Genomic DNA, 16865 nt, shown 5'->3' with positions numbered 1-16865 from the left:
TTTACTCCCCCTTATACGTTGGTGTGCGTTTTTCCTTGAATGCTTGTAATCCTTCTAATCTATCTTTCGTATGGATTACACCTTCATACGCTTGTTTTTCCATTTGTAATCCGGTATGTAAATCAACTTGAATACCATTTGAAATTGCCTCTTTTGCTAATCGAACAGCAATAGGTCCATTACTAGCAATTTTCTCTGCTATTTCAATCGCTTTCTCTTCAAGTAAATTAGCTGGTACAACAAATTCTACTAAACCATATTCTTTTGCTTCTTGCGCTGAAATACGTCTACCTGTATAAATTAATTCTTTCGCTCTACCAACACCAATTAATCTCGGTAAGCGCTGTGTACCACCCGCTCCTGGTATAATTGCAAGTGTCGTTTCAGTAAGACCAAGACTTGCAGATTCAGCAGCAATTCTAAAATCACAAGCTAAACTTAATTCCGTACCACCACCAAGTGCAATTCCATTTATAGCAGCAATAACTGGCTGTGGTAATTGTTCAACCATCTCCATAGTCGTGCGAATCATACTAACAGCATGGCGAACTTGTTCCTCATTCATACCAGCACGTTCTTTTAAATCAGCACCAGCACAAAATGCTTTTTCACCAGCACCTGTTAGAATAACTACACGCGTATTGGACTCTTCACTTATTTGAGTTAATATGTTTTGTAACTCTTCTAATAACGCTAAAGATAATGAGTTTGCTTGTCTTTCACGATATAACGAAATCTTTACAACGTGAGGTGTTACATAATCAACTGAAATGTTTTGTAATTGTAGCATCTTCTCACCTACTTATCGTTTTATGTTGAAGCGCTCTATACACATGACTCGGTAATTGGATATTTAGCTTACTTTGAATAAATTGACTAGCTCGCAATAACTTTTCTTCGTCTATATTCGTTTGAACTCCTAATTTATGGAGCATATGTACTAGGTCATCAGTAGCAACATTACCTGATGCTCCTGGTGCATAAGGGCAGCCCCCAAGTCCACCACAAGAACTATCAAATGTTGTAATACCGTATTCTAATGATTTAACTACATTTGCTAGAGCCATTCCATACGTATTATGAAAATGCATAGCAAACTGCGAAGCATCATACTTCTTTAATAGATGTTCTAATACTTGTTCTACTTGTAATGGATTCGCTACACCGATTGTATCCCCAAGAGAAACTTCATAAATGCCGTATGAAAATAGTTGATTACATAATTCGTCAACTGCTGTGACACTTATATCCCCTTCATAAGGACATCCAAATACAGTAGAAACATAGCCTCTTACCTTTTTCCCTTCGAATAATGCCTGTTTTGTTATATCTTCGATTACAACTAACGCTTCTTTAATCGATTTATTAATATTACTTTTATTATGAGATTCACTTGCTGATAAAAAAACATTCACCTCATCTACATTTTGCAAAAAAGCTCGTTCCAAACCATTTTGGTTCGGAACAAGCGCAGCATATGTAACATTTGGATCCCTTTTCAGCTCAGAAAACACATCATTTGCATCCGCTAATGCTGGGACCCATTTTGGGTGAACGAATGAGGAAACTTCAACATACGACAATCCTGCTTCTGTAAGTAGTTGAATCCATTTTACTTTATCTTTTGTGCCAACAATCTTTTTTTCATTTTGTAAACCATCACGTGGTCCTACTTCTTTAATGACAGCAAAATTAGGTAGTTTCAATTCGCTTCCCCCTATATCTCCCTATTCAATTTCTAATAATACATCTCCTTCATTTACAAAATCGCCTTCTTGCACATTAATTTTCATAACTGTGCCGGCTTCTTCTGAAATGATTGGAATTTCCATTTTCATAGATTCTAAAATGACGACATCCTGCTCTTCCTCTACTGTATCTCCTACTCCTACAACAATCTTCCAAACGTTTCCTGCCATCGATGCGTATACTTTCGTCATCATTTTTTCCCCCTTAATATTGTTAGATCTTATTTTTTAACGAGTTGTTTCGTTACAAAACCCGTTGTATAAATACCCGCTTTGAACACTTCGTCTTCCAAAACTTGCAGTAGCATTGGCGTGTTCGTTTTAATACCTTCTACTTTTAATTCTTCTAGAGCATCATGTAATTTCGAAATTGCTTCTTCACGAGTCTCGCCATGTGCAATGACTTTCGCAATCATTGGATCATAGAAAGGTGTAATCGTTACATGATTTTCTAAGAAGTGATCAATCCGTACATTTGACGGTAATGTTAAATCTGTAATTTTCCCAGGTGATGGGAAGAATGTTTTCGGATCCTCTGCATAAATACGAGCTTCAATGGCATGACCACTACGTTTTACATCATCCTGAGTAAATGATAGTTTCTCTCCACTTGCGATAAGGAGTTGCTGTTCTACAAGGTCTAATCCCGTAATTTCTTCTGTCACTGGATGCTCTACTTGTAATCTCGTATTCATTTCTAAGAAATAGAAATTTTTCTGATTATCTACAAGAAACTCAACTGTACCTGCATTTGTATAGCCAAGTGCTTTGGCAGCTTGTACAGCAACTTCTCCCATCGCCTTTCGTGTACCTTCATCTAAAAATGGTGAAGGTGCTTCTTCGATTACTTTTTGATTTCGGCGCTGTACCGAACATTCACGCTCCCATAAATACACTGTGTTACCATGTGTATCTGCTAAAAGCTGAATTTCAATATGATGCGCATCTGCTATATATCGCTCTAAATACATTTCTCCGTTACCGAAGAAGTTTTGCGCTCTTGTTTTATTACTTTCAAACGCTTTGGTGAGCGTTTGCTCAGTTTCCATCAACTGCATACCAATGCCTCCGCCGCCTGCGGATGCCTTAAGCATTAATGGATAACCAATTTGTTTTGCAATTTCAATTGCTTCTTCAGCAGTTTCAATATTTGTAGTAATACCTGGGACTACTGGGACATCTGCTGCTTGCATTGCGATACGTGATTCAATTTTACTTCCCATCTTCGTAATGATTTCTTCTGAAGGACCGATAAATACGATTCCTTCTTCTTTGCAGCGAACCGGAAAAGACGGATTCTCTGATAATAAACCATAACCCGGATGAATGGCTTCTACATTTGTCTTCTTAGCTATTTCAATAATTTTTTCAAGGTTTAAATAACTTTCTTGAACACGCGGTCCACCTACTAAGTAAGCTTCATTTGCCATCTTCACATGAAGGGCATTTTCATCTGCTTCAGAATAAATAGCAACAGTGCGAATGCCAAGTTTTTGACAAGTTTTCATAATACGAACAGCAATTTCCCCGCGATTCGCAATTAATATTTTTTGAAACATAGTGATTCCTCCTTTTATCTACATCCTAAATGTCTAGCAATTACGAGACGTTGAATTTCAGAAGTTCCTTCACCAATTTCTAATAGTTTCGCATCACGAATATGTCGTTCAACTTCATATTCACGCATATAACCATATCCACCATGAATCTGTACTGCTTGATTCGCAATACGGCTTGCTGCTTCCGATGCAAATAATTTTGCCATTGCCGCTTCTTTGCCGAAAGGTTTATCGTTATCTTTTAACCAAGCTGCTTTATGTACTAAATTGCGTGCTAGCTCTACTTCAGTCGCCATATCAGCTAATTAAAATTGAATCGCTTGGAAATTAGAGATTGACTTTCCAAATTGTTGACGTTCTTTCGCATATTGTAATGCACGTTCAAAGGCTGATTGCGCAATACCAACTGCCAATGCTGCGATTGAAATACGCCCTCCATCAAGTGTATATAAAAATTGTTTAAAGCCTTTATTTACATCACCAAGAATATTTTCTTTCGGTACACGAACGCCATCAAGTACGATTTCACAAGTATTAGAAGCGCGAACACCCATCTTATCGTAAGGACTTGAAATCGTTAATCCTTCACTCGTAGTAGGCACGATAAATGCAGAAATACGTTTTCTACCATTCTCTTCAATACCGTTGACAGCGGTTACAATAATTGTATTTGCATACTCTGCGTTTGTAATCCAACACTTCTCACCACTGATTACATACTCATCACCATCTAATACCGCTTTCGTTTGAGTACCACCTGCATCTGATCCAGCATTCGGCTCCGTTAATCCGAAGGCACCTAATGTTTTACCTGACGCCATTGGAACTAAATACTTTTGTTTTTGTTCTTCTGTACCGAAATAATAAATTGGAGAAGCACCTAATGAAATTGTTGCAGCATAGCTTAAACCGGTGCCACCACAAGCGCGACCAATTTCTTCAACTGCTAACGCATACGATACCGTATCGCCACCTGAACCTCCATACTCTTCTGGGAATGGGATGCCTAATAATCCTAGTTCGCCCATTTTTTGAAATGTTTCATATGGAAACTCTGCAGTTTTGTCATAATATACAGCTTTCGGTGCGATTTCCTTTTCAGCAAAGTCACGTACCATTTCTTTAATCATTTGTTTTTCGCGAGTTAGAGTAAATTCCATTCCGCTACACACCCCTTATCGAATATTGAGTTTCGACAGCGTGCGAGTTTCTACTACAAACATAACAACTTAAAAGACAAGAATATTAGTTAGACAATTGCTACAATTCTGTCATAACTTAATTTTAAAACAGATTCTGTACTAATGCACAAAAAAATTCCTACATTGTTCTACAACAACATAGGAGATTTTGTGTCGAATTATGTAATTTATTGTTTAATAATCTCTACCTTTTCCCGAATCAGAAATTTCTACTAATGCTTCAGGGTATGGTTCGAAATACGTTTGTCTTAATAAATACTTTTCATCAAATCGAATAGCCCATGATTTTAATATTGTAAGTAAACTACTAAGTGGTATTTTCTTTTCTGCATACTTTTGTAACAGTTCTATAAAATGATCTTTTTCTTGTTTTTTTAACTTTGTTTTAAAATATCCAAAAATGTGCTCGCATACATTTACATTCGATGTATAACGGGGCGCACGCATAAATAATTCATATAAAGTCTTCTCATAGTTTTCAAATACCACTTCAATCTTTTCATTTTTTTGATTTGCAATTATACGACCTAATTCCTTTTGTTTCACCTGATTATATGCCATAAATAAATATTTATTGTCCGACTGAAACGATACAAGTTCTTTCATATTTTTATTGTGTTTAATCATTTTGTAATATGCGATTGTAAATAACCTTGTAAAGAAATGCTCTCTAATAATAAAATTCGACAATCTACCTTCCTCTTCAATAGGAAGATGCGAAAAATTTTTTACTACTGCTCCGCCGAATAAGCCAGCTCCTTTTCCCTTTGCTGGCGCTTTTTCAAAACCAGAATAAATTTTCACATCACGCGTACCACAACTTGGTGAACGATTCTTTAAAATAAAACCATCCACATCCGGTATCGTTTGTAAAAAGTCATTTGAAAACTGCTCCATTTTTTCAGTTACATCTTCTCGTGTCGACGGTTGCACAAGTCTATTCTCACCATTTTCTTCTACAATTCGTATCGTTTCACGAGGAGTCCCCAATCCAATCTCCACTTCTGGACAAACAGGTATAAATGTAACAAATGGCTGCAAATTTCGTATTGTTACATCTGGAATCATCTCTCCATTATAACGACAAGCATCAAATTCTAAACACTTACTTACGACGATTGTAGGTTTTGCAAATTGTCGCATCTTATTACCTCCTTATTGCTAGCCCGTATAATATAAATTGTACTAAGATTAACATTTTAAGCAAAGTTTGATTCAGTTATTTTTATGAGAAATATATATCCAATGATATATTAACAATCATTCAACTCTATTTTCTATAAATGTGCGCCCTATTAATGAGGGTTTAGATATTGTGAAATGAATAATACACACATGCTTCGGAGAAATTAATGATTAAGAAAGGAGGGATTGTTATGAAAAAGAAATTATCATCTATCTTAAGTGTTTTAGCACTATCTATTATGTTTTTAGGTACATCTACGCAAGCTGAATACGATGGAAATAATATGAATAGAGTGAATAACACTGATATTTCAACTCGAGTAAATGACAATAACTTAGACAGAGTTAATAATGATGTAAGAACTCGAAATGTAAATACAACAAATGATTTAAATGATAATCGTGATAAAAATAATAATTGGGCTTGGCTTGGTTTATTAGGACTAGCAGGATTATTAGGTCTTAGAAGAAGAGACAAAGAAACACGCTGATTTAGAATGTTTTTAGTAAACAAGTACTTATTTATCAAAAATATATAATGAAAATAAATCGCCTTTTTAAAGGCGATTTATTTTTACTTAAAAGTAATGTATGTAATTCACACTTCAACGATTAAAATCGTGGAGTTAATCCATACAATATAAATTGAATCGTATTTTCAATTTCCGCTTCATCACTCCATTTTTCTTCAGGCAATAATAAAAATCGTGTTAATAATAAACCTAATACAGCTGATAAAGTAAGACGTAGTACGGAAGATGGTGGTATCTCAATAATTTCCCCTTCTTCTTGAAATTTCACAATCAACTTTTTGAAATGTGAAAACAGTTCTGTTTCTACTAATTGCTGTATTTCATTTTTCAGTTCTGGTTGGAATGGCACCTCTTGAATTAATATTTTTATCATAGGAAAGTGTTTTTGAGCAAATTTAAACCTATTATGAATTACAACCCTTAAAAGTCCTTCGTATGATTCATAATCCGATTTAAATATTTCTTTTGCAAAGGTTTGTACGAAAAATGGTGCAGCGAACTTAGTTAAAGTTGGCATTACGACCGCTAGTAATAAATCTTTTTTTGTTTTATAGTAGCGGAAGATGGTTCCTTCCGCTACACCAGCACGCTTTGCAATTTCACTTGTTGAAGTTGAAGCGTATCCTTTTTCTCCAAACATATCAACAGCCGCCTCTAATATACGCATTTGACGTTCATTTCGTTTATCCGTATTAGTTGCAGCTATTAATTCCTCCAGCCAATCCTTCTGCATTTATAAAGCTCCTTTTTGTCATTATTATATTTTGCGATGTTTCTTTAAAGCAAATACATTTCCTACTGCAAATAATATTGCAAAAAGTAATAACACAGTAAGATCTAATGCAATCTCTGTAAACCCTTGATTCCGAATCATCACTTGTCTCATTGCGTCAGCGCCGTATGTGAGTGGAAATACTTTCCCTAACATTTGTAGGTTCATAGATTCCATTGGAAACAATCCAGAAAAGAAGATTTGTGGCACAATAACAAGCGGTATAAATTGAATCATTTGAAACTCATTATTTGCGTATGCCGATAAAAACGTACCTAATGTTAGTGCAGTTAAAGAGAGCATACATGTAATAAGTAACGTTAGCCATATGGAGCCAGCTACGTATAAATCTAAAATATAAACGGAAAAACTTACGATAATAATGGATTGTATAAAGGCAAAGATTCCAAAACCAATAATATAACCTGCGACTATTTCCCATCTTCTTACTGGGGTGGATAATAACCTTTCTAGCGTACCACTTAAACGTTCTCTTACGAAAGATACACCAGATAATATAAATACAAAGAAAAATGTAAAGAAACCAATTAATACAGGACCAAGCCCATCAAACATCGTAAAGTCTTTAGAGCCATGTAAATAATTTACTTCAGGTTTCATAATCGATACATCATTCTTCTCTGTGCTTTTTTGCAATACTTGAAGTACAGCACGATTTTTTGACGAATCACTACCTTCCAACAGAAGTTTCATTTTTCCATTCTCTATTCGAAATACTGCATCTACCTTTTGTTTTTCCAACTCAGAAATCGCCTTTTCCTTACTGTATTCATAAATTGACGCTTCTTGATTTTTCATCACTTTTACTATTTGAGCGGGCATATCAACAACAGCAATTTGCGGTATATAGTCTTTCTGTGTAAACACTAGTGACAAAAGCCAAAGTAATAACATCGGTGCTCCAAACATCATTGCTAACGAACGCTTATCTCGAAAAAATTGACGAATAATACGTATGATTACACCAGTAACTCTCATGATGGCACCACCTCTTCTAGCAAAAAGACATCTTCAATCCGTCCAGATGACACGCGTTTTTTCAATTCTTCAGTTGTTCCAACCGCAACTAGTTTCCCTTCTCTAATTAACCCTAGACGCTCACAAAATTCAGCTTCATCCATAATGTGCGTCGTTACAATAATCGTTGTGCCTTTCTTTTTAAGATCATAAAATTTTTCCCAAATCGTTTTTCTAAGAAGCGGATCTATCCCCACTGTAGGCTCATCTAAAATTAATATTTCTGGTTCGTGAAGGAGCGCTATTGCTAATGATAAGCGTTTTTTCATTCCACCTGAAAATTGTTGTACTTGCTTTTTCATATACTGTGACAATTGTACAAGTTCAAAAACCTCTGCAATTCTTGTCTTTTTACGTTTTCCCTTTAGTCCATACATCGTTGCTATAAAATCTGCATTTTCATATGCTGATAATTCTTCGTATAATGCATCCGCCTGGGCCATATAACCAATTCGTTTCATCTCATTTAAATTAGGCATATTAGTATTATTAACAAGCACTTCACCTTTCGTTGCCTCATTAATACCTGCAATCATTTTAATGAGCGTTGTTTTCCCCGATCCAGAAGGTCCAACAAAACCAAAAATCTCTGCTTTTTCAACTTGCAATGAAAGATTGTGTAACACTTCTTTTTTTCCAAAACTTTTTGATACAGTCCGTAAAATAATTGAAGGTTGTTGCACGTTTCATCCTCCTTTTCTAATAAAAATGAGTGAGTACTCACTTTTATTTTACTCTTGCTTAATTATATGTCAAACTTCGTTGATTAGTATGTATGTTCAATCACCGATATTAAACAATGAAACAGAGTCGACATTAGAATTTCATTTCCTAAAGTCGACTCTGTTTCATTTAAACTATAAATTTCACTTTACGTTTTTAAATTCATATACTTCCGAATTCTAGCAACGTCTAAAGAATATTCGATAACTAATTGCTGTAACGGTAAAATAACTGTGTCAGGATATAAATGTGCATATTGTAATGTTTCTGCATATTTTTCTAACCTTTTTTCTAAATACTTTATTATTTGATCAGGATGACTTACTAATAAACATTTACAATAATAATGGATTTGTTCCTCAATCGCCGTGTATTCTTCAATTTCATATTCTTTATGCATGTGTACACCCCTTTAAGTTTTTTATATGAATTACTTATCACAATTTTCACTCGACAAATTTTAAGTTTTTTGATTATTTACACTATAACAAACACTGAGGGTCAAATTTTGTTACTTTATGTAACGTAGAAAATTTTTAACAAAATTGTAATGTTTACTCCTGCAAAATACAGAAAGCCCCTTTACTCATTTTTGTATAAAAAAAATCGTACAGCTTAATTTAGCTGCACGACTACAATTTCTGGCCTATTCAAAATCCTTTGCGGAATGATACTATTTCCTAATCCTCTACTCACTACCATTGATGTATTTTGTTCTACATATAAACCCGCTGTATATTTAGGTAAAACACCTTGATTTGGAGCAACTAATCCACCGATAAATGGCAATCTAACTTGCCCTCCATGAGCATGTCCCGATAAAACCAAATCCAACCGCTCATTCGTATATTCCTTTATAAATTCAGGCCTGTGGGATAATAATACATTATATCTATCTGGCTGCATTTCAATTTTTGCTTTTTTAATTTCATCTATTATAATATTTCCTTCATCACGGTTTCCAGTACCAAACTCTGGATCATCAATACCTAGCAAGTTTATCTCTTGCTCACCCTTTCGAATGCCTACATGTTCATTCCTTAAAACATTGACACCATATTTCTTCAACTCTTTTTCTAAACTGTTATACTTTCCAGACCATTGTTCATGGTTTCCTGTCACAAAATATACAGGATACTTCTTTACCATTTCTCGTATTAATTGCATACTAACTTCTGCATCGTATGATTTACTGTCAATTAAATCACCCGTAATTGCAATAATATCTGGGTCTATACTTTTCATTTTTTGAATTAACACATCTTGATTATCGCCAAATTTTTTATTGTGTAAGTCTGAAATTTGTAGAATTTTATACCCTTTAAAAGAGGATGGTATTTTACTAGAGGTTATTTTAATCTCAGTTATACTTATTAAATTGTTCTGTAAAAATAAAAAGATACTACAACCTACTAATGTAGCAATAAGTAATATACTTCTTTTAATCTTCTTGCTCATATTCCCTCCTAAAATCTTCATCAATACTACAATTCTCAAAAACATTTCAATAGATTATTCTTTTTATCTAACGGTTCTCTTTTAAAGTGAAATCGATTTAACTACGATAATCAAGTACAAGTTTCTAATTTTAGGAACTGAAGAACTTATATCACTCTGTTGAAGTAAACATGCCCGGTTCTGTTCTAATCGTAACTCTATCATATAACATTAAAGCCGAAATTCCCAAGTTAAGGAATTTCAGCTTTTTGAGTTCGTATGAATATCTTAGTTTTAGTTCTATGTACCTTGCAGTTATACAACTTAGTACATATCAGTTGTATATCTATATGTGGTGAGGTTTTTATCTTTTTCAATAATCAACTATGTATAAAATATTTAAGTTAGTTAATACCCTTAATGGATATCATGCTTTTTAAAGTTTCCGCCTTGTACTTCCGCAACATCATATACATTGACAAAGGCATTTTCATCAATTTCATGAATAAGTTCCTTCATTGTTTCTAAATTTTATAATTATGTAGCGTCCTTCCATTCAGACTTCAATATTGAATATTGATATTCATCAATCCACTGGCCTTTTAGCATGTAATTCTGCAATAAATGACCTTCTCTCCTCATCCCCACTCGTTCTAGTACAGAAATAGACTTATTATTTCGAACGTCCGAAAATGCAATCACCTTATGTTTTCCTAATGAATGAAATATGTAACTCAATAAGGCACAAACAGCTTTAGTTGCATAGCCTTTTCCCTGATATTCTGGAGAAAGAGTAAATCCGATTTCTACGATGCGAGGTTCATTTACAAGTGTGTGAAGTGCACAATCTCCAATTATTTTGTTATTTTCAGTTAAAGCAATTGCGAACTGGAACCAAGTACCTGGTAGATTAGGATTATTTTTAACTTGTTCATTTACAAACGTTTTAGCCTCATGATATTGATAATTAACCCATGACTGAAATTTAGCCACTTCTGGATTAGAACGATAAAAATGAAAGTAGTTAGTGTCATCCATACTAAACCTTCTCAAAACAAGACAATCTGTTCTCCAAAAGACTTGATTGTCATTCTCCATAACTATTCACCCTCTTTTCTACATTAATTATATCTTTATAATACATAGGTATAAATAGTTTACATGCTTATAAAAAAAGCGATTCTTTTCACATTAAAAAGAATCGCTTTCCAAGTTTTTATTTTTAATTATATTACATAAAGAATTGAAAGATTATTACTTAAGAGCCTTAACTATAACTTCCGTTGCCTCTGCAATGAGTTGATTATCATAGGTAGCCTCTTTCTCATCTTTACTAGATAAAATTGCGATGATAATTGGTGCTCTATTTGGAGGCCAAACGATAGCAATATCATTTCTTGTCCCGTAACTGCCAGCACCTGATTTATCTCCAACTACCCAGTCAGTTGGTACGCCTGCACGAATAAGTTTGTCTCCTGTAGCATTTCCTTTCATCCACTCTGTAAGAATTTTACGTTTTTCAGCAGGAAGTGCATTTCCGACCGTAAAAGCTTTAAGATTCGTAGCAATAGCTTTCGCTGTACTAGTGTCACGAATGTCTCCTGGAATAGCTTCGTTTAATTCTGTTTCAAAGCGATCAGACATAGTAATCCGATCCCCCATATGCCTAAGCGCTTTTTCATATCCTTTAGGTCCTCCTATTTTATTAAATAAAATGTTCCCTGCAGTATTATCACTTGAACGAACAGCTGCCTCAGCAATTTCTCCTAGTTTCATTCCAGTATCTACATGTTTCTCTGTAACAGGTGAATAATCCACTAAGTCTTCTTTCGTATATGTGATTACTTCATTTAATGAATCAATTGAGTTTTGCTGTAGTAATACTCCTGCTGCTAAAGCCTTGTAGGTTGATGCGAAGGCAAATCTTTCGTTAGATCGATAAGAGATTGTTTGATTTGTACCAGTATCAATCGCATATACACCTAATCGAGCATCAAATTTTTTCTCAAGTTGAGAGAACTCTTTATGCGTCGCCTGATTTTTATGTTTCACTTGTCCAGTCTTTTCTTTCGCTTCAACTTGCAGTGCCCCTCCTGTAAAAGCTTCTAGGCTTGTAATACTTAAACCTAATATACCAACGCATATTCCTATTTTTAGCATCCTCTTATTTTTCAAAATCATCATTCCTTCCAAATTTTTAGTACCTTTTTATACGTACACATAATAGACAATCACCGAACCAAATTTGTTCCATAAACTGAAAAAAATTTTATAGCTAGTATGAGAGTTATTAACAAAATAAGAGATAGTAGCTATGATCGCCGCTATCTCTTATTTCACATTTCATTTTTTCTTATAAATGGCTTTATACAAACAGGTTCTCTTCCCTGAGAAAAGTATCTTAATTTTGCTTAGAACTACCTGTACTAGTAGCTTCACCATGTATACGTTGCTGTTTTAAATCAAAGTATACATCTAATACTTCCTTTCCAATTATAGAATTAATTCCATTTTTATCATCATGAAGCCATGGAACTACTACGGAAAATGCTACTTCTGGATTATCATATGGAGCATATCCAACTAACGTTAAGTTGTAGCATTCCATACGTTCTCCTTTTGCATTTCTACCAATCGGGTCATCTCCACCATATACAGTTTGGGCTGTTCCTGTCTTTCCTGCTGGTTTATATGGCGCGTTTTTGAAATATTTCACGCCAGTTCCATCACCTTCTTGGAATACCCATCTAAACCCTTCTTTTATCCGATCAATATGTTCTTTCTTCATATCAATTCGATTTAATACGACAGGCTCTATGGAACGTATAACTTTGCCAACCTCTTCTTTTATTGATTGTTCTCGTATTTCTTGTACAATTTGAGGTTGCATTCTATAACCACCATTCGCAATCGTTGAAATATATTGCGCTAATTGCAACGGCGTATACGTATCATACTGACCGATAGAAAAATCTAGTAAAAACCCAGGTTGACTATCTACTTTTCTCGTTTGTCCAATTATTTCATTCGGTAAATCAATACCTGTTGGGACACCTAAACCAAATTGCTTGAAATAATAGCGCATCGTATCAAATGCTCCTTGTTTAATATCCAATGAGCCATTTGGTACGTAATTGACTCCCGCAATTTTTAAAGCTGTCTGGAACATGTATACATTTGAAGATACTTGTAAAGCTCGTAAATCATTAATATTACCAAATCCGGATACATTGCCACGATTTTTTAGCTTGTGTACCTTTAAATTTCATCGGCGCGTCATAAAATTGATCTCCTGGATGTATTGCCCCTGTCTCATATCCAGTTAATAAAGTAGCACCTTTTACAGCTGACCCTAGCTCATACGAAGTTGTCATGTTACCTAACGCCAAATCCTCAACCTCTATTTTCCCTTCTTTTTCTACAATCTTTTTGCCTGCCATAGATAAAATTTGTCCGTTATTTGGATTTGTCATGACAACAAAAGCTCGATCGAGCAGTGGCTCTGAACTCTTAAAAGCTCTCAAGTTTTTCTCTATACTTTCTTCCACTTTCTTTTGTAATTCCATATCAATCGTTAATGTTAAACTATTACCACTTTTTCCTTTAGAGATTATTTCTGTGCTAACAATGTTTCCTGATTTATCAGTAATATTTTTCACTTCTTCTTTCGTGCCGTGTAATACATCTTCATATCGTTGTTCAATATAACTTTTTCCAACACGATCATTACGGTTATATCCACGTACTAAATAAGAATCTAAATTTTCTTTCGGTAATCCTTCTTCACTACTCGTAATATTTCCTAATATAGAACGAAATAAATTACCATTTACATAATTACGTTCCCAATCAACAGTGGCATCTACTCCTGGAAAATCTCCAAGATTTTCGCTTATCCGCGCATACTCTTCATCTGTTACATCTTTTTTTATAATTTGTGGTGTTAGTTGATAACCTGAACTCATTTTACTTTTAATAGCTAACACCTTTAAATCTTGTGCTGTTAATTCTGCTAATTCTACCTCTGTAACGCGACCTCGTCTTAAGTCTTCTATTTTTTTATCTAACTCTTTCCCCTCTATACCCTTTTCTTTAAACTTTTCTATATCTTTCTTAGTAATCTTTGTCTCCGCACGTTTCGAATTCAACTGCATCCAAAAATCTTTTTTATCGATATCGGTTAATTTATTTATGTCTTGTTCGAGCATTTCAAGTACTTCCGCCAAGTCTTTTGCTGTTTTTAAAACAGCTTCACTCGTAATCCCCTTTACCCTTGTATACGTAATTGTGCGAAGAGGTTTATTATTAACGACTGTTTTCCCTTCTCGATCTAAAATTTGTCCACGTGGAACTGGAATACTAGTTATTGCATTTTGACTACTTTCCACTTGGTTCCTATAATCCTCTCCCTCCACAATTTGTACTTTCCCTAGCTGCATAATAATAGCTGAGAATAGTAAAAATATGCAAAGGAACATAATATTTAACCGAATAGATATATATGTCTTCTGTTTCTTTCCTTTTTGTTCTTTCATAAATCCTCCATATAATTCTTCCGGAACTCCTCACTAATACTTAAACGTTCCCTATATATTTGAAACCATTATTCGGTTATAAATAGTGTCTTATCTTTTTTTCTAAATCTTTGTAAGTATTAATTCCTTTTTGTATAGCCGCGTAATTGATAAATCTCCCTTCCTTTTTTCTCACTTGTTTTTTGTCGATTGCAATGTGACTCATATTATATTTTACACATAGGCTTGCTAGTAACTTTTCATATTGATTATTCCTTTCTTCATGCTGTAATACTTAATAGACAACCTAAACAATACAGTTGTTCCACATTTACAAAAAAAATAATTAAATATAAGATGAAGTAGGCTACATAAGGGAGGGTTATATGTTACATACAAAAAGATGGAGATTATTTGCGGTTCTTTCTATTGTAGGTTTGATTTTACTAATTTTATTAAAAATCAACTTCATTTCAATTACTATCGCAACTTCTTCAGCTGAAAGAGGAAAGATTTTTGATCAAAATGGTGCAATACTAGCTACAAATAAGAAAGTTAAGTCTCTATATTGCACTTCTAATGATGAAAAGCTATCGAAACAAGATACATCAAGCACATTAGCTTTTTTTAATCAATTTTCAAGCGAGTTTCAACATGATATTTCTACAGAGAACATAAAATCTCAATTACAACAATCTTGTAAAAAGCAGACTATGAATGATATACCGTTATACTCTGATATAACTGAGAATGAACTTGCATTCATAAACAAAAACAAACCCAATAATGTAATAATTAAAGATGAATGGATTCGATATTATCCTAAACACGAAATTGGTTCACAAGTAATTGGGTATGTAGAAAATGACCTTAATTCAAAGCATATGGCTGTTGGAAAAAGCGGGATTGAGCTGCAATATGAAAATGATTTAAAAGGAAAACCAGGTAAAACTCTTATTTTTAAATTGAATAATAAAAAGTTCTTATGGAACATTCAAAAAGTACAAAAAGGAAAAGATGTACGGCTAGCTTTAGACTCTGAGTTGCAGCAAAAGGCAGAAGAAGCATTAAGATCGCAAATTAAGAAAACACCTGATGCTAAAGCTGGTTATGCTGTAGTGAGCGATGCAAAAACTGGCGCGATTTTAACTATGGTCAACTCGACAGTTTTTGATCCAAATATATTAAATACACATGTATCTTCTAGAAAAGAAAATATTAAATCTCTTTCGCAAAATAAAGCGATTCAAAAATTAAAGTATGGTGAATCTTATGTAAATATGGCTTCTACTATAAAACCACTTACTATTTTAATTGGATTAAACGAAAAACTTTTTCAACCCGAAGATACTTATTTAGATAAAGGTACTTTTCAGTATGATAATCAAAATAACATTACGAATGCACCTGGAACACCAACAGGTGAGATTACACCGAGGCAGGCTATCATTAATTCATCTAACACATTTATGACAGCAAAAGTAGCTCTGCCCTTATTCAACCAAAATAATGGAAATATAGAAAAAGTGGCACATATATGGACAGATTATTTAATGCAATTCGGCCTACGTTCTAAAACCGGGATTGATTTGCCCTTTGAAGAAGACGGACAATATGAATTCCATCCATCTAATAAATTTGAAAATGGGATTTCTGCTTTATTAAATGCCTCTTGGGGAGGAAATGAAGTGCATACTCCTCTTCAACTCGCTCAATATGCAGCAACATTGGCAAGTAAAGGTGATAAATATAAACCTCAAATCGTAAGTGCGATTATTGGTCAAGATGGTAAGGAAACCAAAAAGTTTAAAACCATTTTAGAAAGTTCAAATCGTTACCCGATGAACTTTTGGAGTGTCGTGCAAGGTGGAATGAGTCAAAATATAGAGGAAATCAAAAAGTTGCCCTTTGACGTCGCAGGTAAAACAGGTATTACAGGTTTTCCAAATGAGCAAGAAAGAATGATAAATCATTCTCTTTTCATTGCATATGCTCCTACTGAAGATCCACAAATTGCCGTTTCTGTCGTTATTCCTGGCAGTAATTCCGAAAAAAACATTGCCGCTCTCGTTACATCAGAAATTTTAGAGTACTGGAATACTCTTCAAAAAGAGAATAAAAACAAAGAGGAAGGTTCATTAAAGTGAACCTTCC

The 16865-nt window shown here is 34.2% G+C and carries 14 protein-coding genes and 3 pseudogenes; 2 read left to right on the top strand and 15 right to left on the bottom strand.

What is annotated here, in order from left to right; all coding sequences use genetic code 11:
• Window position 1: 1 nt before the first annotated feature.
• From BC_RS12445 to BC_RS12420, 6 genes and pseudogenes are all read right to left on the bottom strand, one after another.
• On the bottom strand, window positions 2-790 hold the full coding sequence (locus BC_RS12445; RefSeq protein ID WP_000939818.1) for an enoyl-CoA hydratase: 789 nt from the start codon (window positions 788-790) through the stop codon (window positions 2-4).
• Between the two features lie 4 nt (window positions 791-794).
• Window positions 795-1706: a hydroxymethylglutaryl-CoA lyase gene (gene mvaB, locus BC_RS12440; protein WP_000775436.1), complete on the bottom strand. Its 912-nt coding sequence runs from the start codon at window positions 1704-1706 to the stop codon at window positions 795-797.
• A 21-nt stretch (window positions 1707-1727) separates the two neighbouring features.
• Complete coding sequence (locus BC_RS12435; protein WP_001987345.1) at window positions 1728-1943, bottom strand: acetyl-CoA carboxylase biotin carboxyl carrier protein subunit; 216 nt, start codon at window positions 1941-1943, stop codon at window positions 1728-1730.
• Between the two features lie 26 nt (window positions 1944-1969).
• Window positions 1970-3307 carry an acetyl-CoA carboxylase biotin carboxylase subunit gene (locus BC_RS12430; RefSeq protein ID WP_000486761.1) on the bottom strand — a complete coding sequence of 446 codons (1338 nt, stop codon included), beginning with the start codon at window positions 3305-3307 and terminating at the stop codon, window positions 1970-1972.
• Between the two features lie 14 nt (window positions 3308-3321).
• Window positions 3322-4467, bottom strand: a pseudogene (locus BC_RS12425) (acyl-CoA dehydrogenase).
• 216 nt (window positions 4468-4683) lie between these two features.
• On the bottom strand, window positions 4684-5652 hold the full coding sequence (locus tag BC_RS12420) for a YbgA family protein (protein ID WP_001248640.1): 969 nt from the start codon (window positions 5650-5652) through the stop codon (window positions 4684-4686).
• 233 nt (window positions 5653-5885) lie between these two features.
• Between BC_RS12420 and BC_RS12415 the strand changes: the two genes are divergently transcribed.
• Window positions 5886-6185 carry a WGxxGxxG family protein gene (locus BC_RS12415; protein WP_000728157.1) on the top strand — a complete coding sequence of 100 codons (300 nt, stop codon included), beginning with the start codon at window positions 5886-5888 and terminating at the stop codon, window positions 6183-6185.
• 121 nt (window positions 6186-6306) lie between these two features.
• Here the strand turns inward: BC_RS12415 and BC_RS12410 are convergent, their stop codons facing one another.
• From BC_RS12410 to BC_RS12370, 9 genes and pseudogenes are all read right to left on the bottom strand, one after another.
• The gene (locus tag BC_RS12410; protein WP_001168185.1) at window positions 6307-6960 is read right to left on the bottom strand and encodes a TetR/AcrR family transcriptional regulator; all 654 of its coding nucleotides are present in this window, start codon (window positions 6958-6960) and stop codon (window positions 6307-6309) included.
• A 24-nt stretch (window positions 6961-6984) separates the two neighbouring features.
• The gene (locus tag BC_RS12405; RefSeq protein WP_001266729.1) at window positions 6985-7998 is read right to left on the bottom strand and encodes an ABC transporter permease; all 1014 of its coding nucleotides are present in this window, start codon (window positions 7996-7998) and stop codon (window positions 6985-6987) included.
• Window positions 7995-8720 (bottom strand): ABC transporter ATP-binding protein, encoded by a 726-nt coding sequence (locus BC_RS12400; RefSeq protein WP_001187071.1) that lies wholly within the window; start codon window positions 8718-8720, stop codon window positions 7995-7997. The genes BC_RS12405 and BC_RS12400 overlap by 4 nt, the downstream gene beginning before the upstream one ends.
• A gap of 188 nt (window positions 8721-8908) precedes the next feature.
• A complete protein-coding gene (locus tag BC_RS12395) occupies window positions 8909-9160 on the bottom strand; it encodes a hypothetical protein (RefSeq protein WP_000548621.1) in 252 nt (83 codons plus the stop codon).
• Window positions 9161-9375: 215 nt separating this feature from the next.
• Window positions 9376-10218: a metallophosphoesterase gene (locus BC_RS12390; RefSeq protein WP_000037684.1), complete on the bottom strand. Its 843-nt coding sequence runs from the start codon at window positions 10216-10218 to the stop codon at window positions 9376-9378.
• 396 nt (window positions 10219-10614) lie between these two features.
• Window positions 10615-10716 (bottom strand): annotated as a pseudogene (locus BC_RS12385) (DUF2179 domain-containing protein); the annotation flags it as partial.
• An 18-nt stretch (window positions 10717-10734) separates the two neighbouring features.
• Complete coding sequence (locus BC_RS12380; protein ID WP_000426600.1) at window positions 10735-11295, bottom strand: GNAT family N-acetyltransferase; 561 nt, start codon at window positions 11293-11295, stop codon at window positions 10735-10737.
• Between the two features lie 156 nt (window positions 11296-11451).
• Complete coding sequence (bla, locus tag BC_RS12375; RefSeq protein ID WP_033685397.1) at window positions 11452-12378, bottom strand: class A beta-lactamase Bla1; 927 nt, start codon at window positions 12376-12378, stop codon at window positions 11452-11454.
• 220 nt (window positions 12379-12598) lie between these two features.
• Window positions 12599-14732, bottom strand: a pseudogene (locus tag BC_RS12370) (peptidoglycan D,D-transpeptidase FtsI family protein).
• A gap of 365 nt (window positions 14733-15097) precedes the next feature.
• Here BC_RS12370 and BC_RS12365 point away from each other — a divergent pair.
• A complete protein-coding gene (locus tag BC_RS12365) occupies window positions 15098-16858 on the top strand; it encodes a peptidoglycan D,D-transpeptidase FtsI family protein (RefSeq protein ID WP_000903359.1) in 1761 nt (586 codons plus the stop codon).
• Window positions 16859-16865 lie beyond the last annotated feature (7 nt).

The sequence above is a fragment of the Bacillus cereus ATCC 14579 genome, assembly GCF_000007825.1.
GTDB classification, from domain to species: domain Bacteria; phylum Bacillota; class Bacilli; order Bacillales; family Bacillaceae_G; genus Bacillus_A; species Bacillus_A cereus.
Note: the sequence above shows the minus strand (reverse complement) of the source record. Positions and strands in the feature narration are given on the sequence as shown.